Annotated in this window: 15 protein-coding genes; 9 read left to right on the top strand and 6 right to left on the bottom strand. The window is 39.1% G+C overall.

The annotated features are described in order from the left end of the window. Positions 1-8 precede the first annotated feature (8 nt). From B2906_RS00590 to B2906_RS00565, 6 genes are all read left to right on the top strand, one after another. The gene (locus B2906_RS00590) at positions 9-734 is read left to right on the top strand and encodes an SDR family NAD(P)-dependent oxidoreductase (protein ID WP_286935230.1); all 726 of its coding nucleotides are present in this window, start codon (positions 9-11) and stop codon (positions 732-734) included. Between the two features lie 193 nt (positions 735-927). Continuing rightward, positions 928-2,067, top strand: a complete 1,140-nt coding sequence (locus B2906_RS00585) for a DUF4856 domain-containing protein (protein ID WP_286935228.1) — start codon at positions 928-930, stop codon at positions 2,065-2,067. Continuing rightward, positions 2,057-3,190 carry an imelysin family protein gene (locus B2906_RS00580; protein WP_286935227.1) on the top strand — a complete coding sequence of 378 codons (1,134 nt, stop codon included), beginning with the start codon at positions 2,057-2,059 and terminating at the stop codon, positions 3,188-3,190. Before B2906_RS00585 ends, B2906_RS00580 begins: the two co-directional genes overlap by 11 nt. Then, entirely contained in the window at positions 3,191-4,528 is a 1,338-nt protein-coding gene (locus tag B2906_RS00575) for an HTTM domain-containing protein (protein WP_286935225.1), read from the top strand. Further along, positions 4,525-6,951, top strand: coding sequence for a TonB-dependent receptor (locus B2906_RS00570; RefSeq protein WP_286935224.1), 2,427 nt, complete (start codon positions 4,525-4,527; stop codon positions 6,949-6,951). Before B2906_RS00575 ends, B2906_RS00570 begins: the two co-directional genes overlap by 4 nt. 180 nt (positions 6,952-7,131) lie before the next feature. After that, positions 7,132-7,461 carry a HopJ type III effector protein gene (locus B2906_RS00565; RefSeq protein WP_286935223.1) on the top strand — a complete coding sequence of 110 codons (330 nt, stop codon included), beginning with the start codon at positions 7,132-7,134 and terminating at the stop codon, positions 7,459-7,461. A gap of 124 nt (positions 7,462-7,585) precedes the next feature. On the opposite strand, the gene B2906_RS00560 is transcribed toward B2906_RS00565, so the two are convergent. Beyond that, the gene (locus B2906_RS00560; protein WP_219956741.1) at positions 7,586-9,103 is read right to left on the bottom strand and encodes a DUF1593 domain-containing protein; all 1,518 of its coding nucleotides are present in this window, start codon (positions 9,101-9,103) and stop codon (positions 7,586-7,588) included. A 296-nt stretch (positions 9,104-9,399) separates the two neighbouring features. Here B2906_RS00560 and B2906_RS00555 point away from each other — a divergent pair, with 296 nt between their 5' ends. The 3 genes from B2906_RS00555 (at position 9,400) to B2906_RS00545 (ending at position 11,524) form a co-directional block, all read left to right on the top strand. Next, a complete protein-coding gene (locus B2906_RS00555) occupies positions 9,400-9,996 on the top strand; it encodes a hypothetical protein (protein WP_219956742.1) in 597 nt (198 codons plus the stop codon). Positions 9,997-10,026: 30 nt separating this feature from the next. Then, positions 10,027-10,434, top strand: a complete 408-nt coding sequence (locus B2906_RS00550; RefSeq protein ID WP_219956743.1) for a hypothetical protein — start codon at positions 10,027-10,029, stop codon at positions 10,432-10,434. A 526-nt stretch (positions 10,435-10,960) separates the two neighbouring features. Then, positions 10,961-11,524, top strand: coding sequence for a YdeI/OmpD-associated family protein (locus tag B2906_RS00545; RefSeq protein ID WP_286935222.1), 564 nt, complete (start codon positions 10,961-10,963; stop codon positions 11,522-11,524). A gap of 38 nt (positions 11,525-11,562) precedes the next feature. Here the strand turns inward: B2906_RS00545 and B2906_RS00540 are convergent, their stop codons facing one another. The 5 genes from B2906_RS00540 to B2906_RS00520 all read right to left on the bottom strand — a co-directional run. Next, positions 11,563-12,561: a ThuA domain-containing protein gene (locus tag B2906_RS00540; RefSeq protein WP_219956745.1), complete on the bottom strand. Its 999-nt coding sequence runs from the start codon at positions 12,559-12,561 to the stop codon at positions 11,563-11,565. A gap of 5 nt (positions 12,562-12,566) precedes the next feature. Beyond that, entirely contained in the window at positions 12,567-13,439 is an 873-nt protein-coding gene (locus B2906_RS00535; protein WP_286935220.1) for a DUF808 domain-containing protein, read from the bottom strand. A gap of 251 nt (positions 13,440-13,690) precedes the next feature. Next, a complete protein-coding gene (locus B2906_RS00530) occupies positions 13,691-14,569 on the bottom strand; it encodes a phytanoyl-CoA dioxygenase family protein (protein WP_286935218.1) in 879 nt (292 codons plus the stop codon). Positions 14,570-14,653: 84 nt separating this feature from the next. Then, on the bottom strand, positions 14,654-15,166 hold the full coding sequence (locus B2906_RS00525) for a hypothetical protein (protein WP_286935216.1): 513 nt from the start codon (positions 15,164-15,166) through the stop codon (positions 14,654-14,656). After that, positions 15,156-15,667, bottom strand: a 512-nt coding sequence (locus B2906_RS00520; RefSeq protein ID WP_286935215.1) for a 6-bladed beta-propeller, incomplete at its 5' end; no start/stop codon positions are given. The genes B2906_RS00525 and B2906_RS00520, both read right to left, overlap by 11 nt.

Here is a 15,667-nt window from a genome sequence, read left to right as displayed (position 1 = left end):
GAAACGAAATGGCTAAGATATTTATAACAGGATCATCCGATGGCTTGGGTAAACTGGCCGCTGAAAAATTGATTCAATCAGGGCACAATGTCTTTCTTCATGCCAGAAATACAGAGAAGAAAGAAGTTCTTGCCGGAAAAATTACTGAGGCCGCTGATATTCTGGTGGGTGATTTAGCAAAGATGGAGGAAGTAAAAAGTCTTGCTGACCAGGTCAATGTACACGGAAAAATGGATTCAATCATTCATAATGCCGGAGTTTACTCTGCCGATTCGGCAACACTTTTTCAGGTGAATGTTTTAGCTCCTTATTCTTTAACAGCACTTATGGAACTCCCCAAAAGGCTTATATATCTCAGTTCTGGAATGCATTTAGGCGGCAGACCAATCTACAGAAAAGAGGATTTACCTTCCATCAATTACTCTGACACTAAGCTAATGGTGAGCACTTTGGCTGCTGCTTTGGCAAAGCGCTATCCAAATACACTTTCTAATTCTGTCGATCCCGGCTGGGTTCCTACCAAAATGGGCGGTAAAAATGCTACTGACGACCTTCAAAAAGGAATGGAAACCCAGGTTTGGTTGGCAGAGAGTCAGGAAAAAGAGGCAATGATTTCGGGTCATTATTTTTTTCACAAACGAATAAAACCTTGTCATGAGGCTGTAAATGATCCCATTTATCAAGAGCGATTGTTAGGCCTTTGTGAAAGCATTACGGGAATAAAATTTAAATAGACCAAAAACACTTTTAATTGAAGTTAATTTATTAGAGCTCAACTAGTATTGAGTGACTCAACCCTCTTGTTTTTTTACCTATCTTATTCTTATTTAAAATTAATCTAATTAACCTTTGATTTTTTAACCCGAGCCCCTACTTTTGTCGGGTAATTAAAATCAGTCTAAATAAAAGGTAGCATCACCAACTAGTATGAAATTCAAAAAATTACTATTTGTTTCCCTTTTGGCTCCATTTTTCGCCTGTGAAAGCACGAATGAAGAGCCAAGTATCCTTATCCCTAATACATACAGCTTTGAGCGCAACGGCTCTTCTACAGTAAGTTATCAAGGTCAAACTGATCGTTTGAACATGACTACTGAAATCAAGAACTACATCTCTTCTGCAAATGATGGTTCTGAAATCTCGCTTACGAAGCTGTTGAACATGTATTCAAATAACAACAGCCCTTTTGAAAGCAGTGAACTGAATGCCTCAAGCAAGAAACTAGAAGATAAAACCAACCCTGCTGAGGTTAATTTCATCAAGTCTGTATTGAGTGAGGCAGCTTCTACAAGTGCCAAAATGGCTCAAAATAGAACTACAGCTTCAGACGGAGTAGCAGGTTTGATCGAAAGAGGCAATTCCGGAAATTTCATCTTGGTGAATGAAAAAGGCTGGGAATTCAAAGAGATGTTTGAAAAAGGCGTGATGGGTGCGGTTTTCTATGACCAAATCATGAACGTTTACCTTTCTGAATCCAAGATTGGCAACGATATAGAGAATACCCTTTTAGAAGAAGGTAAAAACTATACTGCCATGGAGCATCATTGGGATGAAGCATTTGGATACTGGGGTGTTCCGAGAGATTTCCCATCAGGAGATCCTGTACTGCAGGATAGTGAAAATATATTCTGGGCCAAGTACACCAATGGAAGAGACGCAGCTTTGAATGTGAATGAGCCCTTAATGCAAGCTTATATCACCGGACGTGCAGCAATTGTTGCGAAAGACTACGCTTTGAGAGACACTCAAAAGCAAAAAATCATCGAACTACATGAATTGGTAACTGCCGCAACTACAGTTCACTATATCAATAGAACCATGAACTCCCTAAGTACTGGCGATATCGGAAACATGCTTCACCTACTTTCTGAAACTTATGGTTTTGTGAAAGCTATCCAATACAGCCCAATGAAGAAATTGACTAACCAGGAAATCAATGACATCCTTACCAAAGATTTTGGTGAGGGAGGCAACTTCTGGAAAGTAACTATGGATGGTCTAAATAGAGCAAAAGAAAGATTAAGCAATGCTTATCCTGAACTAAACCCAATCAAAGATGTCCTTTAAAATCAATATTAAAGTACTTTCTATGTTAACAGCAGGCCTTTTGGTCATGCTGTTTTCTTGCGTTGACTCAACTGAAGAAACAAAGGTTCAAATTGACAGAAAACCTCTTCTGGAAAACTTGGCAGACCAAGTTATTATACCAGCTTATACTCAGTTGGATACTGAGGTGACTGGCATGAATTCCAGTATTACGGCATTTTTGAATGATCCTAGCCCTGCTACCTTGGGAAATGCTAGATCTACCTTTATAAAAGCTTATGTAGCCTGGCAAAAAGTTGAATTCTTTGACTTCGGGCCTGCTTTTGATCAGACCCTACGCGCACAGGTCAACACTTTTCCAACAGATAATTTTGCAATTGACAATGCCATCGCTACAGGTAATATCCAATTGCAATCTCTAAGCAATAACAACAAAAAAGGGTTCCCGGCTATCGATTATTTGCTTTATGGAGATAATAAGTCAGATGCTGATATCATTGCTGATTTCACAACCAATGCAAATGCCTCCACCCGAAAAGAGTATTTGAGAGCAAGCATTGAGGATATGCAAACCTTGGTTTCTAGAGTATCCGTGGCTTGGAATTCAGGAGAAGGAAATTACCGTTCTACTTTTGTGGAGCGTACAGGAACTGATGTAGGTTCATCTTTAGGACAATTGATCAATTCACTTTCCCAGTCTTTGGAGGTATTTACCAGAGATGCCAAGGTGGGAATTCCTTTGGGAAAAAGATCTCAAGGAATTTTAATTCCTAAAAATGCAGAAGCTTATTACAGTGGAAATAGTATGCTTTTGGCAAGATCCAATGTTCAGGGTTATATAGATGTATTCAAAGGATCCAGAACCTCAGAAGGAGCTAACTCCCAAAGCCTTTTGGCATATCTCAATCAACTGAATGCTCAGTATAAAGGAGGAAGCCTTTCAAGCGCTTTGGAGCAACAGTTTCAGAACAGCTTAAGCAAGCTGAATCAAATTTCTGACCCATACAGTAGATCCATTGAAGCTCAAGCTACCATTGCAAATGAGGCTTATTTGGAACTTCAAAAAACAGTTGTGCTTGTCAAAGTTGATTTGGCTTCCGCTTTAGGTATTCTCATTTCCTATCAAGATAACGACGGAGATTAAGTGCTCAACAGATTCCTGGCATTTCTTAACAAACCAAGTAGCATTGCACCCTTAAGTAATTTAAGGGTGCTTTTTGGCTTTTTAATGCTTTGGAGTACTCTTCGATTTGTATTGTATGGTTGGATAGAAACCCAATACAATGAGCCGATTTTCCATTTTTCCTATTTTGGTTTCGAATGGGTAAGCTATCCGGGTCCTACTTGGATGTATGTACTTTTTGCACTGATGATTCTATCGAGCATTAGCATCATGCTCGGTTTGTTTTATAGAGTCTCCGCTGTGATTTTCTTTCTGTCCTTCACTTATGTGGAGCTGATTGACCTGACCAATTATTTGAATCACTATTATTTTGTGAGCTTATTGGCTTTTATGATGATTTTTTTGCCTGCTCATAAAAGTTTCTCCATCGACTCTCAAAGAATTAAAAACAATGTAGCCACGCATGTTCCCTATGGATTCATATTCAGTGTCAAGCTTCTCTTGGCGATTGTTTATTTCTATGCAGGTGTAGCCAAGCTCAATCATGAATGGCTCATAGAAGCACTTCCATTAAAAATATGGTTAGCGCCTCATACTTCCCTCCCATTGATTGGGCCTTTCTTAGATGAGCTCTGGGTTGCATACCTTTTCAGTTGGTTTGGTGCCATTTATGATTTAAGCATCCCTTTCTTTTTATTCTCGAAAAAATACAGAAGCTTGGCATTTTTGGCTGTGGTTGTCTTTCATATTACCACCTGGATTCTTTTCCCAATCGGCATGTTTCCTTTCATTATGATAGGCTTAACTACTGTATTTTTTAGCGCTGAAACGCATCTAAAAATTCAAGCTTTCTTCAATAAAGAAAAAGTTGCTATACAGGAGAAAATACTATATAAGCCTCAGAATTTGAGCTTATTGACAGGTTTATTCTTTCTGTTTTTCAGCTTTCAGATTCTTTTCCCTTTCAGGTATTTGCTCTATCCCGGAAATCTTTTTTGGACAGAGCAAGGTTATAGATTTTCCTGGAGGGTCATGTTGATGGAAAAAGCCGGCTATGCCATCTTCCATGTGACAGATCCAGATACAGGAAGAAGCTGGGAACTCTACCCAAAGGACTATTTAAGTCCCATGCAAGAAAAGCAGATGTCCACTCAACCGGATATGATTCTTCAGTTTGCTCACTTTCTGGAGGACAGCCTGAAAAAGCAAGGAATATCCAAGCCTGAAATTAGAGCTGAGGTGTATGTCTCTCTAAATGGAAGAGGCAGTCAGCTGTTTTTGGACCCTAATAAGGACCTGACCCAGATCAAAGATAGTTTCGCTCCCAAAAACTGGATTTTACCACTTTCAAATCAATGAAAAAAGTCATCCTAAGTTTAGTTCTTATCCTATGCTGTCACCTCGCCATAAGCCAGGTAATCATCAGAGGATCGGTAAAAAGTGGCAAGGAAGGGATGCCCGGAGCCTTGGTTTATCTCAAAGAGACCAACTATCAAGCGATTACAAATGCTAGGGGAAATTATGAAATGGTTGGGGTTCCGGCAGGAAATTATAGGATGGTCGTCTTTTTCACGGGCTTTGGCACCATTCAGGAAGAAATAGAAGTAAGAGCTGATCAAGCAATTTTGAAAAAAGATTTTCAACTGGAAGAACTGAGCCAGGAACTGGAAAATGTGACGATCCAAGATGAGCGCGTCAATACCTTTGGTGTTCGAAGGCTCAATGCTATTGAAGGAAGTAATATTTTCGAAGGAAAGAAAAATGAGGTAATAGAACTGAAGGATCTGGCTCTCAATCTCGCAACTAACAACAGCCGGCAGACTTATAACAAAGTACCGGGACTGAATATCTACGAAAACGATGGGGCGGGATTACAGTTGGGCATTGGAGCAAGAGGCTTGGACCCAAATAGAACTTCCCATTTCAATGTAAGACAAAATGGCTATGATATCAGCGCCGATGCCTTAGGTTATCCTGAAAGCTATTACACACCATCACTTGAAGGCGTAGAACGCATAGAAGTGGTAAGAGGAGCAGCCTCCTTGCAGTATGGAACTCAGTTTGGCGGTTTACTGAACTTCCAGATGAAAAAAGGGAACCCAGAGAAAAAGGCAGAAGTCACTCTACGGAATACTGTGGGCTCATTTGGTTTTTTCAATACCTTTTCCAGCCTTGGGGGACAAGTCGGTAAGTTCAATCATTATACTTTTTTCCAGTATAAAAGAGGAAATGGCTGGAGGCCCAATAGCGGATTTGATTCCAAAGTGGCTTATACCTCATTGACTTTCGAAGCCAATGAAAACCTAAGCATTACGGGCCAATATACCTATATGGACTATCTGGCTCAGCAGCCTGGAGGCTTGACAGATGCGCTTTTTGAAGAAAATGCAAGACAGTCCATTCGGGAAAGAAACTGGTTTCAGGTCAATTGGAACCTTTTTTCCCTACTTGTAGATTACAAGCTCTCTGCAAAACTTCGATTCAACTGGAGAAATTTCGGATTGATCGGAGGAAGGGATGCCTTGGGAAATTTGGGGAGGATTGACCGGGTAGATACGGATGATGAGAGAAACTTATTTGTAGATGATTTTAAGAATTTCGGTTCTGAGGCTAGACTGATCTACAACTACCAAATTGGAAAGCAAGAACAGGCATTACTGATCGGAACAAGGTATTATCAGGGACTAACTCTTAGAAAACAAGGATTGGGACAGGCAGGAAAAGAGGCCGATTTCAGATTTTTGAATCCCGGCGATCTGGAAGATTCTGACTATGAATTTCCGGGAAGAAATGTGGCGCTATTTGCAGAAAACGTATTCAATGTTGGCCCAAATTTCAGCATCACCCCTGGGCTGAGATATGAGATGATACGAACCCAAGCAGAAGGTTATTATACCCAAACTACCAAGGAGCTGGATCCCCAAACAGGTTTTGCGGTAGACTCCACTTTTCAGGTAAATGAATCCAGAATCAGAGACCGATCCTTTTTATTTGGTGGGATAGGACTCAGCTACAAAGGCATACCCAATCAGGAGATTTATGCGAATTTCTCCCAAAACTACAGATCTATCAATTTCAATGATATCCGGGTAAACAATCCCAATTTGGTGGTGGATGAAAATATTCAAGACGAAAGCGGATACAACTTTGATTTAGGTATTCGCGGGAATAAAGCCGATCTATTCAATTATGATGTGAGCTTATTTTATCTCCGATACAATGACAGAATCGGTGCAGTGTTGAAGACTGATCCGGAGAATTTCAGGATTTTCAGATTTCGAACCAATGTAGCAGATGCCTATAGCGCAGGAATGGAGGCATTTGGAGAAGTCAATTTGATCAAGGCTTTGGGCTATGATAAAAAGTATAAGCTTTCTGTATTTTCTAATATTTCCCTGATTCAGGCAAGGTATATCAACTCAGGTGAGTCAGGAGTGGAAGGAAATCAATTGGAGTTGGTTCCTCCGGTTATGATCAAGCCAGGCTTTTCATTTAGCAGGGAGAAATTCAGAATGAGTTTTCAATACAATTATGTTCAGCAACATTTCACAGATGCCACCAATGCTGTGCGAACTCCTTCTGCAGTTGAAGGCATCATCCCCTCCTATCAGGTAATGGATTTAACTTTTCAATACCAAATCAAACGTCTGAAAATCGAAACCTCAGTGAATAACCTAAGTGATGAACGATATTTCACCCGCAGAGCCGCAGGTTATCCTGGTCCAGGCATTATTCCAGCCGAAGGAAGATCCTTTTTTGTAGGCTTGGAATATGTTTTTTAAAATTCTGATGATCGGCAATTATATCCGTTGCCGGATTTTCCTTGCTTAAGCAATAGGAAGACCGAAGACAGAAGACAGCAGATCAGAATGACCTTGCTTGAAAGCCTGTTTCCACCAATCAATTTTTGATTTCTTGATAATCAGAAAAACTGCAACTTGTGAAAAAAAACAATCCTTAATATGCTAGACCAACTGAAAAGCGCTCCCGATAAAATACAATTTTCCGAGGTAATCGAGTTTATCGAAAAGCACTATACTTTTACCCCAACGCGTTTTATTAATGGAAATGAAGTCAACGAAGCAGGGCATAATAACGGGAGTTGTAAAATCCTTTCTTTTGCCAAAATGAAGGGATTATCCAAGGAAGAAGCCCTTCAACTTTTTGGAGATTATTACAGAAAAGATGTGTTGCTGAACCCCAATGGAAAAGACCATCAAAACATCAGAAACTTTATGAATTCCGGTTGGGAAGGGGTGCAGTTTGATGGGGAGGCATTGGAGGAAAAGTAGTTTGCAGTAGGCAGTGGCCAGTAGGCAGTATTTCACGCTTCTAGTCTCTCGAATCTCATTTCTAGCTTCTTGCATCTAATCTCTCGCATCTAGTTTCTATATTCTCGCATCTAATCTCTAGCCTCTACTCTACATCCACTACAAACCTTGCATATCGAGTCATGGGATGAATTCCATTGTCTTTGACTTCGGCGATTATATGAAGCTGACCAGTTGCGCTTGGACCCAATTGAACTTCTACCTGATTCCCTGAAGCATTCAAGCTGGCCTTACCGGTGTAAGTTCCAACTTCTTGATAGATCCAAAATTTGGTTTCTACCTCATCTCCATCCGGATCAGAAGTTTCCACTGCCAGATTGAGTTTAGCACCAGCTTTAGCTTTTGGTCTGGCGGTCCCTATTACTTTAACTAAAGGGGCATGATTGGCGTTTGGGTAATCCTTCACGCACCAATCTGCTCTGGCTGCAAAATCCTGCTGAATAGCCTCTATCCATCGGATTTGAGGATAAGTGGGATCCAAGGTATCCTTAAAAGGACTATAATCTAGTGCCGCTGCTCCATCTTCCCAGCGATTGGGTTGGGTGGAGGACTGAACCAGCCGACCACCCCAGCCACCCCATTCAGGATGGTTCAGATTATCCAAGCCCACGTCTATGAGGTGCAAAAAGGCAGGAGAATCTCCCTCCGAGATAAAATCAAAAATCCCAAAAGATCCCCATTGTGCATTTTCAAGTTGAGTAGGATCTCCATGAATATGCTCATCATCTCCCTCCTGCTTTTGCCCGTCTCCATAGCTATAATATTGCTTAAGCAAAGGACCGTGGTCATTGATAATCTCATTTCCCATAAATTCCCCTTCGAATAGATAATGCTGTGACTCAGGAACTGCCTCTTTCCAGGGATAAGCAAAGCACCAAAATTGACTGGAGTTGTAATAAATCTTCAAATCCGGCCAGTTAGGTTCAATGTATTTTCTATAGGTAGCATCCTGATCCAAAATGGCATAAATGATAGCTTTATCTATGACCTTTTGATAAATTTTCTCCCATTCCGGACTCGATTTAAATTCATCCTCTATGGATTTTAAAGCCCGTGCGATGGTGTTTGTACCACCCCAAACCTGCAAATAGATAGGTTCCATATTCTCATCCAGCAATTTGGCTTTTATAAAGTCAGAGCCTGGAGTATCCTTTTCCATTTCTCCCTCAAAATCTATATTTCCTACTCTGACTACTGAACGCAGATAGTCTGCTGTGGGAAAACCATCTGCATGTTGACTGAGCTTAGGATAAACCTCTTCATAGGCATCCAAAAGCGGGTTCATCCAAGTGGTTCCCGGCCATCGGAGATCTGTCTGAGCTCCGTACATATTTTTGGTCATCTCCATTTCGGAGACAAAGGAAGTTCCTTTCCCATCCCCTTTGTAATGCCACATGGAGGAAGAATAGATCAAGCCTTCAATTCTGAATTCATTGGCATACAGCAACATTCGGATAAAAGAATCCACATCGTCAATTTCTCCATCGGTGGTTACGATGGTTCGGGGTTTCTGAATTTCGGAGATATTGACTTCTGTAGAATTTTGGGGTTGCTGACAGGAGAAAAGAAAAGCCAAAGCAAGAAGAGACAGGAGATTTTTCATAGGTTTTGGGTTTGAGAGAATTAAAATAAGGAAAGAGACTGGAAAAATTGAATTTGAAAAAAACTAACAAATTCTGCTTAATAGACTAAACCTCTCTTGCAAGTGATTAACGACTTCCTTATTTTTCATAACTTTTTAGTGACAAGGAGTCTGAAAAGACAGAATTAGGTAAAAATCTATTGACTAAAAAAAGATATAAAGTCGTGCAAACCTATCCAAACTGGGCGCATAGTCACTAAAAAATATTAACAATAAATAAGTTGACAGTTATACAGAAAAACTAGAGTAAGATAAAAATGACTGAAAAATTTTTAAAGGCTAAACATTGGCAATTATTCTTATTGACATTCGGAATTCCAATGATGTTACAATTCCTTATGGTAGGAACTATATTCACAAACGTTGGAACCGGAAACAATCCTGACCCAACTTTTATTTTTAACTATATGAAATTCTTCCCAATCATGATGATAATTTTCACGGGAGTATTTTTTGGTTGGTTTTGGTCTGTGGCAGTTGGACTTCAAATTAAAGTACCGGAAGATGTAAAAATGAAAGTAAAGAAATTTAAGATTTTCTTTTTTATACCAATGGTTTACTTGCTTTTCGTTACTCTGTTTATGGGAGTCCAATTGAACGGTTTAATGACAAATGGAACAGAACCAAGCGTTGGCCTGATAGGTGTTTTAGTTGCTGTAATCGTTCCTTTACATTTATTCTCCATGTTTTGCATATTTTACTCTTTATACTTTGTAGCAAAGACATTTAAAACAGTTGAACTACAACGAGAAGTTAACTTTTCGGACTTTGCAGGAGAATTTTTCCTATTTTGGTTCTATCCAATTGGAATATGGATTGTTCAACCAAAAATCAATAAAATGATTATAGAATAAAGCACATACTGCTTACAAAGTGTATAGCCAATGCTAAAAAAGACGACCATACATTACTTTCTAGGGCTTGGACTGGCACTTTTAACTATACTAATTGTCGAAGGGACGCTTGCTGTGCTTCCTGACATTGGTTGGTATTTTATGACGGTTATCTACCTGACAATTTTCGTTTTGCAAATCACTTTTTATTACCTGACAACCAACTACAAATTTGGCTGGACAGCTATAAGCTTTATTGTGAATTTCATTCTGTGGACATTTGAGCAAGTAGTTATAGAAAAGACTTTTCACGACTCCTTCATCTATCATGGTGAAAACTGGAAAATTGCTGCTTACGTTCTTGGTGGACTGCTTTGGGTGACAAACAAAATTCTTATCGACCAGCTCTTAAACCTTAATAAATCTATCAATGTACAGACCAGCAAAATAAATGTATAGCGTATTTCTCATATTACTTTTAGCCTCTCCATTGCTGCTACTTGCGACATATTTAATGTTAGCAAAACGGAAGTCATTTTGGAAAATATTTGCTGTTCACACATTGGTGCTAATTGCATACATGACATTTGTGGTTACCTATTCCAAGCTATTGACAGGACACGATGAATACGGACTTGGACAACTTGGACTCGGAATTTTATTTATCATTGGACACATAATAATTGGATTTACACACGGACTCTTTGTAACACTTAAAAGACGACAAATACTTTGAAAACAGAAAGTAGCACTGGCTATATCACGAGTCTTGCCTCAGGCGTGATGATTCCGTTTCGTTCTTCACGAGGTAGGCTAGTTAAACTAGGAGATATGCGCATTTATTCAAATGCATTTCAGATAAATATTTTAGTACCTGCGGTAGGCAGGCACTGAAAATCTCCCGCACGCAAAGCCGCAAAACGATAAATGCGAGTTTCAACAATTTCATTATTTTCCACCATCTTATCTCTAAAATCACATTACTATGCCCAAAAACCCTCAATGGATAGAACTGGAAAACCGACTCAGAAATTTAATAGAGTCTGCTACGGAACTGACTGAAACTGTAAAATGGGGAATGCCGGTGTTTACCCTTGATGGAAAAAACGTCTTGGGTTTTGCAGGAATGAAGCATCATTTCGCTGTTTGGTTTTATAATGGGGTATTTTTAAAAGATCAGCATCAAGTCTTGATCAATGCTCAGGAAGGAAAAACCAAAGCCATGCGCCAATGGAGAATGGAATCTGAGGCGGATTTGGATGAAAAAGTATTTTTAGAGTTGGTTCAGGAGGCTATTTCCAACGAACAGAAAGGACTGGTTTGGAAACCAGAAAAATCAAAAGAGTTGGAGTTGCCAGATTTATTGAAAGAAAAACTGAAGGCTGATTCAAAATTGAAAAAAGCCTTTGAACTCCTTACTCCCTATAAACAAAAGGAGTATGCGGAATACATAACAGAAGCCAAGCGGGAAGCAACTCAAGTTTCGCGCCTAGAGAAAATCATCCCCATGATCTTGGAAGGAAAAGGGCTGAATGATCGGTACAAATAAGATCATACTTATTAGCTATTGATTCATTAAGGCTTACTTTACTTAAAATCAGAAACTCTCATCCCTTTTCTAAAAGTATCAAAACCAAACATAGTAGGTTCGTATTTTCCTACCAAAACAACCGATAGATCAGGTTTGATGTCATCTTCCATTCCCAGTAGCCAAAAACTAGCATTCAAAATCAAGCGTCTTAAATCTTCACTCTGGAAATCCAAAGAAGCTCCCATTGTTGAAGCGAAAGCCATTCCGGGCTTTCCATTTTCGATTTGGTAAGGTTTGGTCCAAGCTATAGGCATGAGGGATTTTTCCCAAACCAAGGAAGAATTGGGATCGAGCTCTGCAGTGCTCTGTCCATATACCAATATCTCGGCATCGTCTGGCAAGTGTTTGATTCCATACACATCTGAAGGACCCCATATATCAGTCACTCCGCGAAGTACAGGATGATCATTGGCTTGCTTTACCCCATCTATCAATCCTCTTGTTCCTTCTTTTCCATGATTTCCATGGTGGTTTACCCAGGTTTCTCCAAAAATCCGCTGACCAAAACCTCTTTCCCAACCTTCCACTTTACTCATCCAATGCCATTTGGAGAAGCGAGAATCTTTATTCTTTTGATAAGCAAAGGCATGGGTGGAGGTGCGCAATCCTATGATAGGTTTTCCGGCTTTCAAAAAGCCCTCAATATACTGTGCCTGCTCGTCCGGCAATTCCCTAAAACGGATCAACATAATCATCAAATCTGCTGTTGCGAGCTGCTCCAAGCCCGGTATATTGTTTTGATAGTTTGGAACTATATCACCTGTCTCAGGGTGGATAGGGAATAATACGGTAGTTTTAAAACCATGATGTTCTGAAAGAATTTTTGCCAACATAGGCATGCTTTCCTCTGAGCGATACTCATCATCTCCTGCTACCAAAACGATGTGTTTTCCCTTTCCGGGTCCATCTTTTCCTTCAAATTGTAGGTATTGCTGTGCGCTAAGCCCGCAAGAAATCAAAAATGCACAAAGTATCAAGGGAAGGAATCTTTTCATGGGAATTAGTTTTTCTTTGAAACCTTGGTTTTTATCAAATGGATAGGAATCCATACTAAAATACCGATTATCAAACCGATTAAAAAGTCCCTTAAGATAGTTGGTAATCCTGTGAGAAGATGATGGAAGAAGTCGATTTTATGGGTAAAAATACCTCCTGCAACCAAGAATAAAGCTATGGTACCAACAATACTGATGAATCTGACCAAATAAGGAAGCCCTACTACCATGGCCATCCCAACCTTATCAGACAAGGTGTCGTCCTCCTCATTCCAATTGATCAACTTCTGCCCCATTTCATCCATACGGACAATTACTGCCACTAATCCATAAACCCCCACTGTAGCGATTAATGCAATCAAGGTGACCACCAAAACTTGATTCAAAAACGGCTCTCCCTCTACCGCTCCCAAAGTGATAATGATGATTTCAACCGATAAGATAAAGTCTGTAGTGATTGCAGATTTGATTTTCTTTTTCTCTAGCGCGAGAATTTGCACTTTGCTCAATTCGGGTTGGAGCTTGGCTTTTTCCTTGTTTTTTTCTGGAAGGATCCACTCCATGACTTTCAAGGCACCTTCATAAGCAAGATAAATACCTCCGATGATTAAAATGATTGTAATAGAAACCGGTAAAAAAGCACTTAGCAAAAAAGCTAATGGGAGAATGATGATTTTGTTCAAAAGGGAGCCTTTAGTAATTGCCCAGAGCACAGGTAGCTCTCTATTGGACACAAAACCGGAAGCTTTCTCGGCATTTACCGCCAAATCATCCCCTAAAATTCCTGCTGTTTTTTTTGCTGCCACTTTGGTCATACTGGCGACATCATCCATCAGTGTAGCTACATCATCGAGAAGGGCAAATAATCCTGAAGCCATTGTTAGAATTTTGAAAGATAAAATTTGAAGTCTGAAATATTGCAAGCAACAATAATCTCGGATTATTGGTAGACTTATTCAGATTTTAATCAGCTAAGTTAAACTTTCCCCCCGGTCTGACTCCCTAAAAATCAAAATACTTTACAGGATTTATTTGATCTTTAGAAATCTATTTGCCTCGGATTCGGTTTTTATAAATCATAATATTAGCTAAGCACTGCTTTTAAGAAAAAATTATAAAAAATCAGTCTTTAAATATTCGCTGGATCAAAAATCAACGGGAAAAATTTCCCTTCCATTTTTTGCCCTTTTGGAATTACAGGCACTCCCTCCAAAAGCGGTTCATCTGAATTTGAAATGGTTCCGTCCGCAAATACATTCAGAACAAAAGCCTTCCTGGAGCGATCAGAGTAATTGGCAAAGCTTCCGTGCACTAACAAAGGATGATGAAATGCCGCATATCCTGCTTTCAATGGAATAGCTACAGGCTTGAACTCTGCTATCTGCTCAGCTGTCATCATTTGCTTCAAACCGTCCATCTCTCCCGCAAGTGCAGGCTTTTCCAATAAACCCCAGCGATGCGAGCCGGGAACATATTGCAAACAGCCATTTTCTTCCGTGGCATCATCCAGTCCGCACCAACAAGTCAAATGTTGCATTTCTATAGTTCGGGTCCAGTAGCTGTAGTCCTGATGCCAGGCCACATTTCCCCCGTGATGAGCGGGCTTACAAAAGAGTTGGTCATGCCAAAATCGGACTGCACGATCTCCGAGTAATTGACTTGCAACCATTCTAAATGCAGGATTCCAGATTACATCATGAAAAGCTTCAGCGATTCGCCAATGGCCTAAAGAATGAAAAAGCACCTTATTGGGATCTCCAGACTCATTGCTGTGAAACTCATGGAACAAATGATGTAAGGGATGCTGAGGATCCATGACTTCATCCAAGGCCCTTTTTAGAGCCTCAATTTGTTTCTCATCAAGAAGTTTGATCCCAGCGATAAATCCATTTTCGTGAAAAAATTCAATTTGCTCTCTACTTAGTCTGTATTGATCCCAGTCTGCTTTGGTTTTTGGTTTGTGGAAAAGTTCTGAGATGGGTTCGTTAATTTCTGCGAGGTCTGGCATGTGTATAGGTTTATATGTGCTTGAAGATAGAAAAAGCTTGCCGGAAAATGGAAAACTGATCTCACAAAAAAACCTAAAATAAAATCAATTTCGAAAATCTAAATAATCAAAATAATTTCTAATCTTTCCATAATCCCCTTGTTCAAAAACTTCTAAACAACAAATTCTACCCTTTTTGAAATATCCCAACTTTGGAAAAAATTCATGTTGACTCAGAAAAGAGTAATCAGTAATATCAAAAATTTGTATTTGTTCAAGTGGCAAAACACTTTGTAATGAATACCTAATTTCTCTTTCCTTTATTTTATCATTTCTAAACAAATAAAGTTTTATAGTTGGATTTTGATCAAAATACATTTTAAGTGATGAGTTTAATTCTTCAAAGCAATTAAAACAAGAACTATTAGGGAGAATAAATATCAATCCATCATTTTGTGCCTCAAATTCATATAATTTATAAAAGATATCACTATTTAAATTTTCATTAATCAATTCACTTAAAGATCTAATTTCTGTCATCTCCAAATTATTTTTTTCTACTTGAGGAGAATGACATCCTAAAATGAAGCTTAAAAGAATGACTGGTTTACTTTTCATCAAACAGTATGATTAGTGGATTGTCTCCGTCTTTAACATTAAAAACCTCTTGATATTGCTTTAAAACACTAGATTCCGCTGGAATTACGATATATGCCCGATTATCCCCTATAGTGCCAAAAGATATTTCTTCGTCCAAGTCAAGGACTATTTGAACACCAAGGTGATCAAAGGAAATTTTCTTTCCCGACTTAAGCACATCTTTCTTTTTATCATACACAGAAAGAAATGCCTGACCTTGATTAAAAAACCTATACATTAAATAAGTTTCTAATTCAACTACATTACCAACATTGAAAGACTTTTCTGAGGAATTGATAAATTGGAATACGTCAACAATAGAAATATAACCTTTTCCAACCAAGTCTTCTTCCAAAACTTTATTTGAACCAAAATCTATGTAATACTTTGGAAACACTTCCATACTCTTAGCTACAAAATAAATAGTATCATTAAAAGAATTAACAAAGTTATATCCTTGTGTAAGCTCCCCCGAAAATT

It is taken from the genome of Algoriphagus sp. UBA3586 (assembly GCF_002376385.1).
GTDB lineage: Bacteria > Bacteroidota > Bacteroidia > Cytophagales > Cyclobacteriaceae > Algoriphagus > Algoriphagus ornithinivorans.
This window is presented reverse-complemented; position numbering and strand designations above follow the sequence as displayed.

Excerpts from the sequence above, each read along its gene's own strand:
- B2906_RS00590 (WP_286935230.1), top strand. The coding sequence starts at position 9 with ATGGCTAAGATATTTATAACAGGATCATCCGATGGCTTGGGTAAACTG.
- B2906_RS00585 (WP_286935228.1), top strand. The coding sequence starts at position 928 with ATGAAATTCAAAAAATTACTATTTGTTTCCCTTTTGGCTCCATTTTTC.
- B2906_RS00580 (WP_286935227.1), top strand. The coding sequence starts at position 2,057 with ATGTCCTTTAAAATCAATATTAAAGTACTTTCTATGTTAACAGCAGGC.
- B2906_RS00570 (WP_286935224.1), top strand. The coding sequence starts at position 4,525 with ATGAAAAAAGTCATCCTAAGTTTAGTTCTTATCCTATGCTGTCACCTC.
- B2906_RS00565 (WP_286935223.1), top strand. The coding sequence starts at position 7,132 with ATGCTAGACCAACTGAAAAGCGCTCCCGATAAAATACAATTTTCCGAG.
- B2906_RS00560 (WP_219956741.1), bottom strand. The coding sequence starts at position 9,103 with ATGAAAAATCTCCTGTCTCTTCTTGCTTTGGCTTTTCTTTTCTCCTGT.
- B2906_RS00555 (WP_219956742.1), top strand. The coding sequence starts at position 9,400 with ATGACTGAAAAATTTTTAAAGGCTAAACATTGGCAATTATTCTTATTG.
- B2906_RS00550 (WP_219956743.1), top strand. The coding sequence starts at position 10,027 with ATGCTAAAAAAGACGACCATACATTACTTTCTAGGGCTTGGACTGGCA.
- B2906_RS00545 (WP_286935222.1), top strand. The coding sequence starts at position 10,961 with ATGCCCAAAAACCCTCAATGGATAGAACTGGAAAACCGACTCAGAAAT.
- B2906_RS00540 (WP_219956745.1), bottom strand. The coding sequence starts at position 12,561 with ATGAAAAGATTCCTTCCCTTGATACTTTGTGCATTTTTGATTTCTTGC.
- B2906_RS00535 (WP_286935220.1), bottom strand. The coding sequence starts at position 13,439 with ATGGCTTCAGGATTATTTGCCCTTCTCGATGATGTAGCTACACTGATG.
- B2906_RS00530 (WP_286935218.1), bottom strand. The coding sequence starts at position 14,569 with ATGCCAGACCTCGCAGAAATTAACGAACCCATCTCAGAACTTTTCCAC.
- B2906_RS00525 (WP_286935216.1), bottom strand. The coding sequence starts at position 15,166 with ATGAAAAGTAAACCAGTCATTCTTTTAAGCTTCATTTTAGGATGTCAT.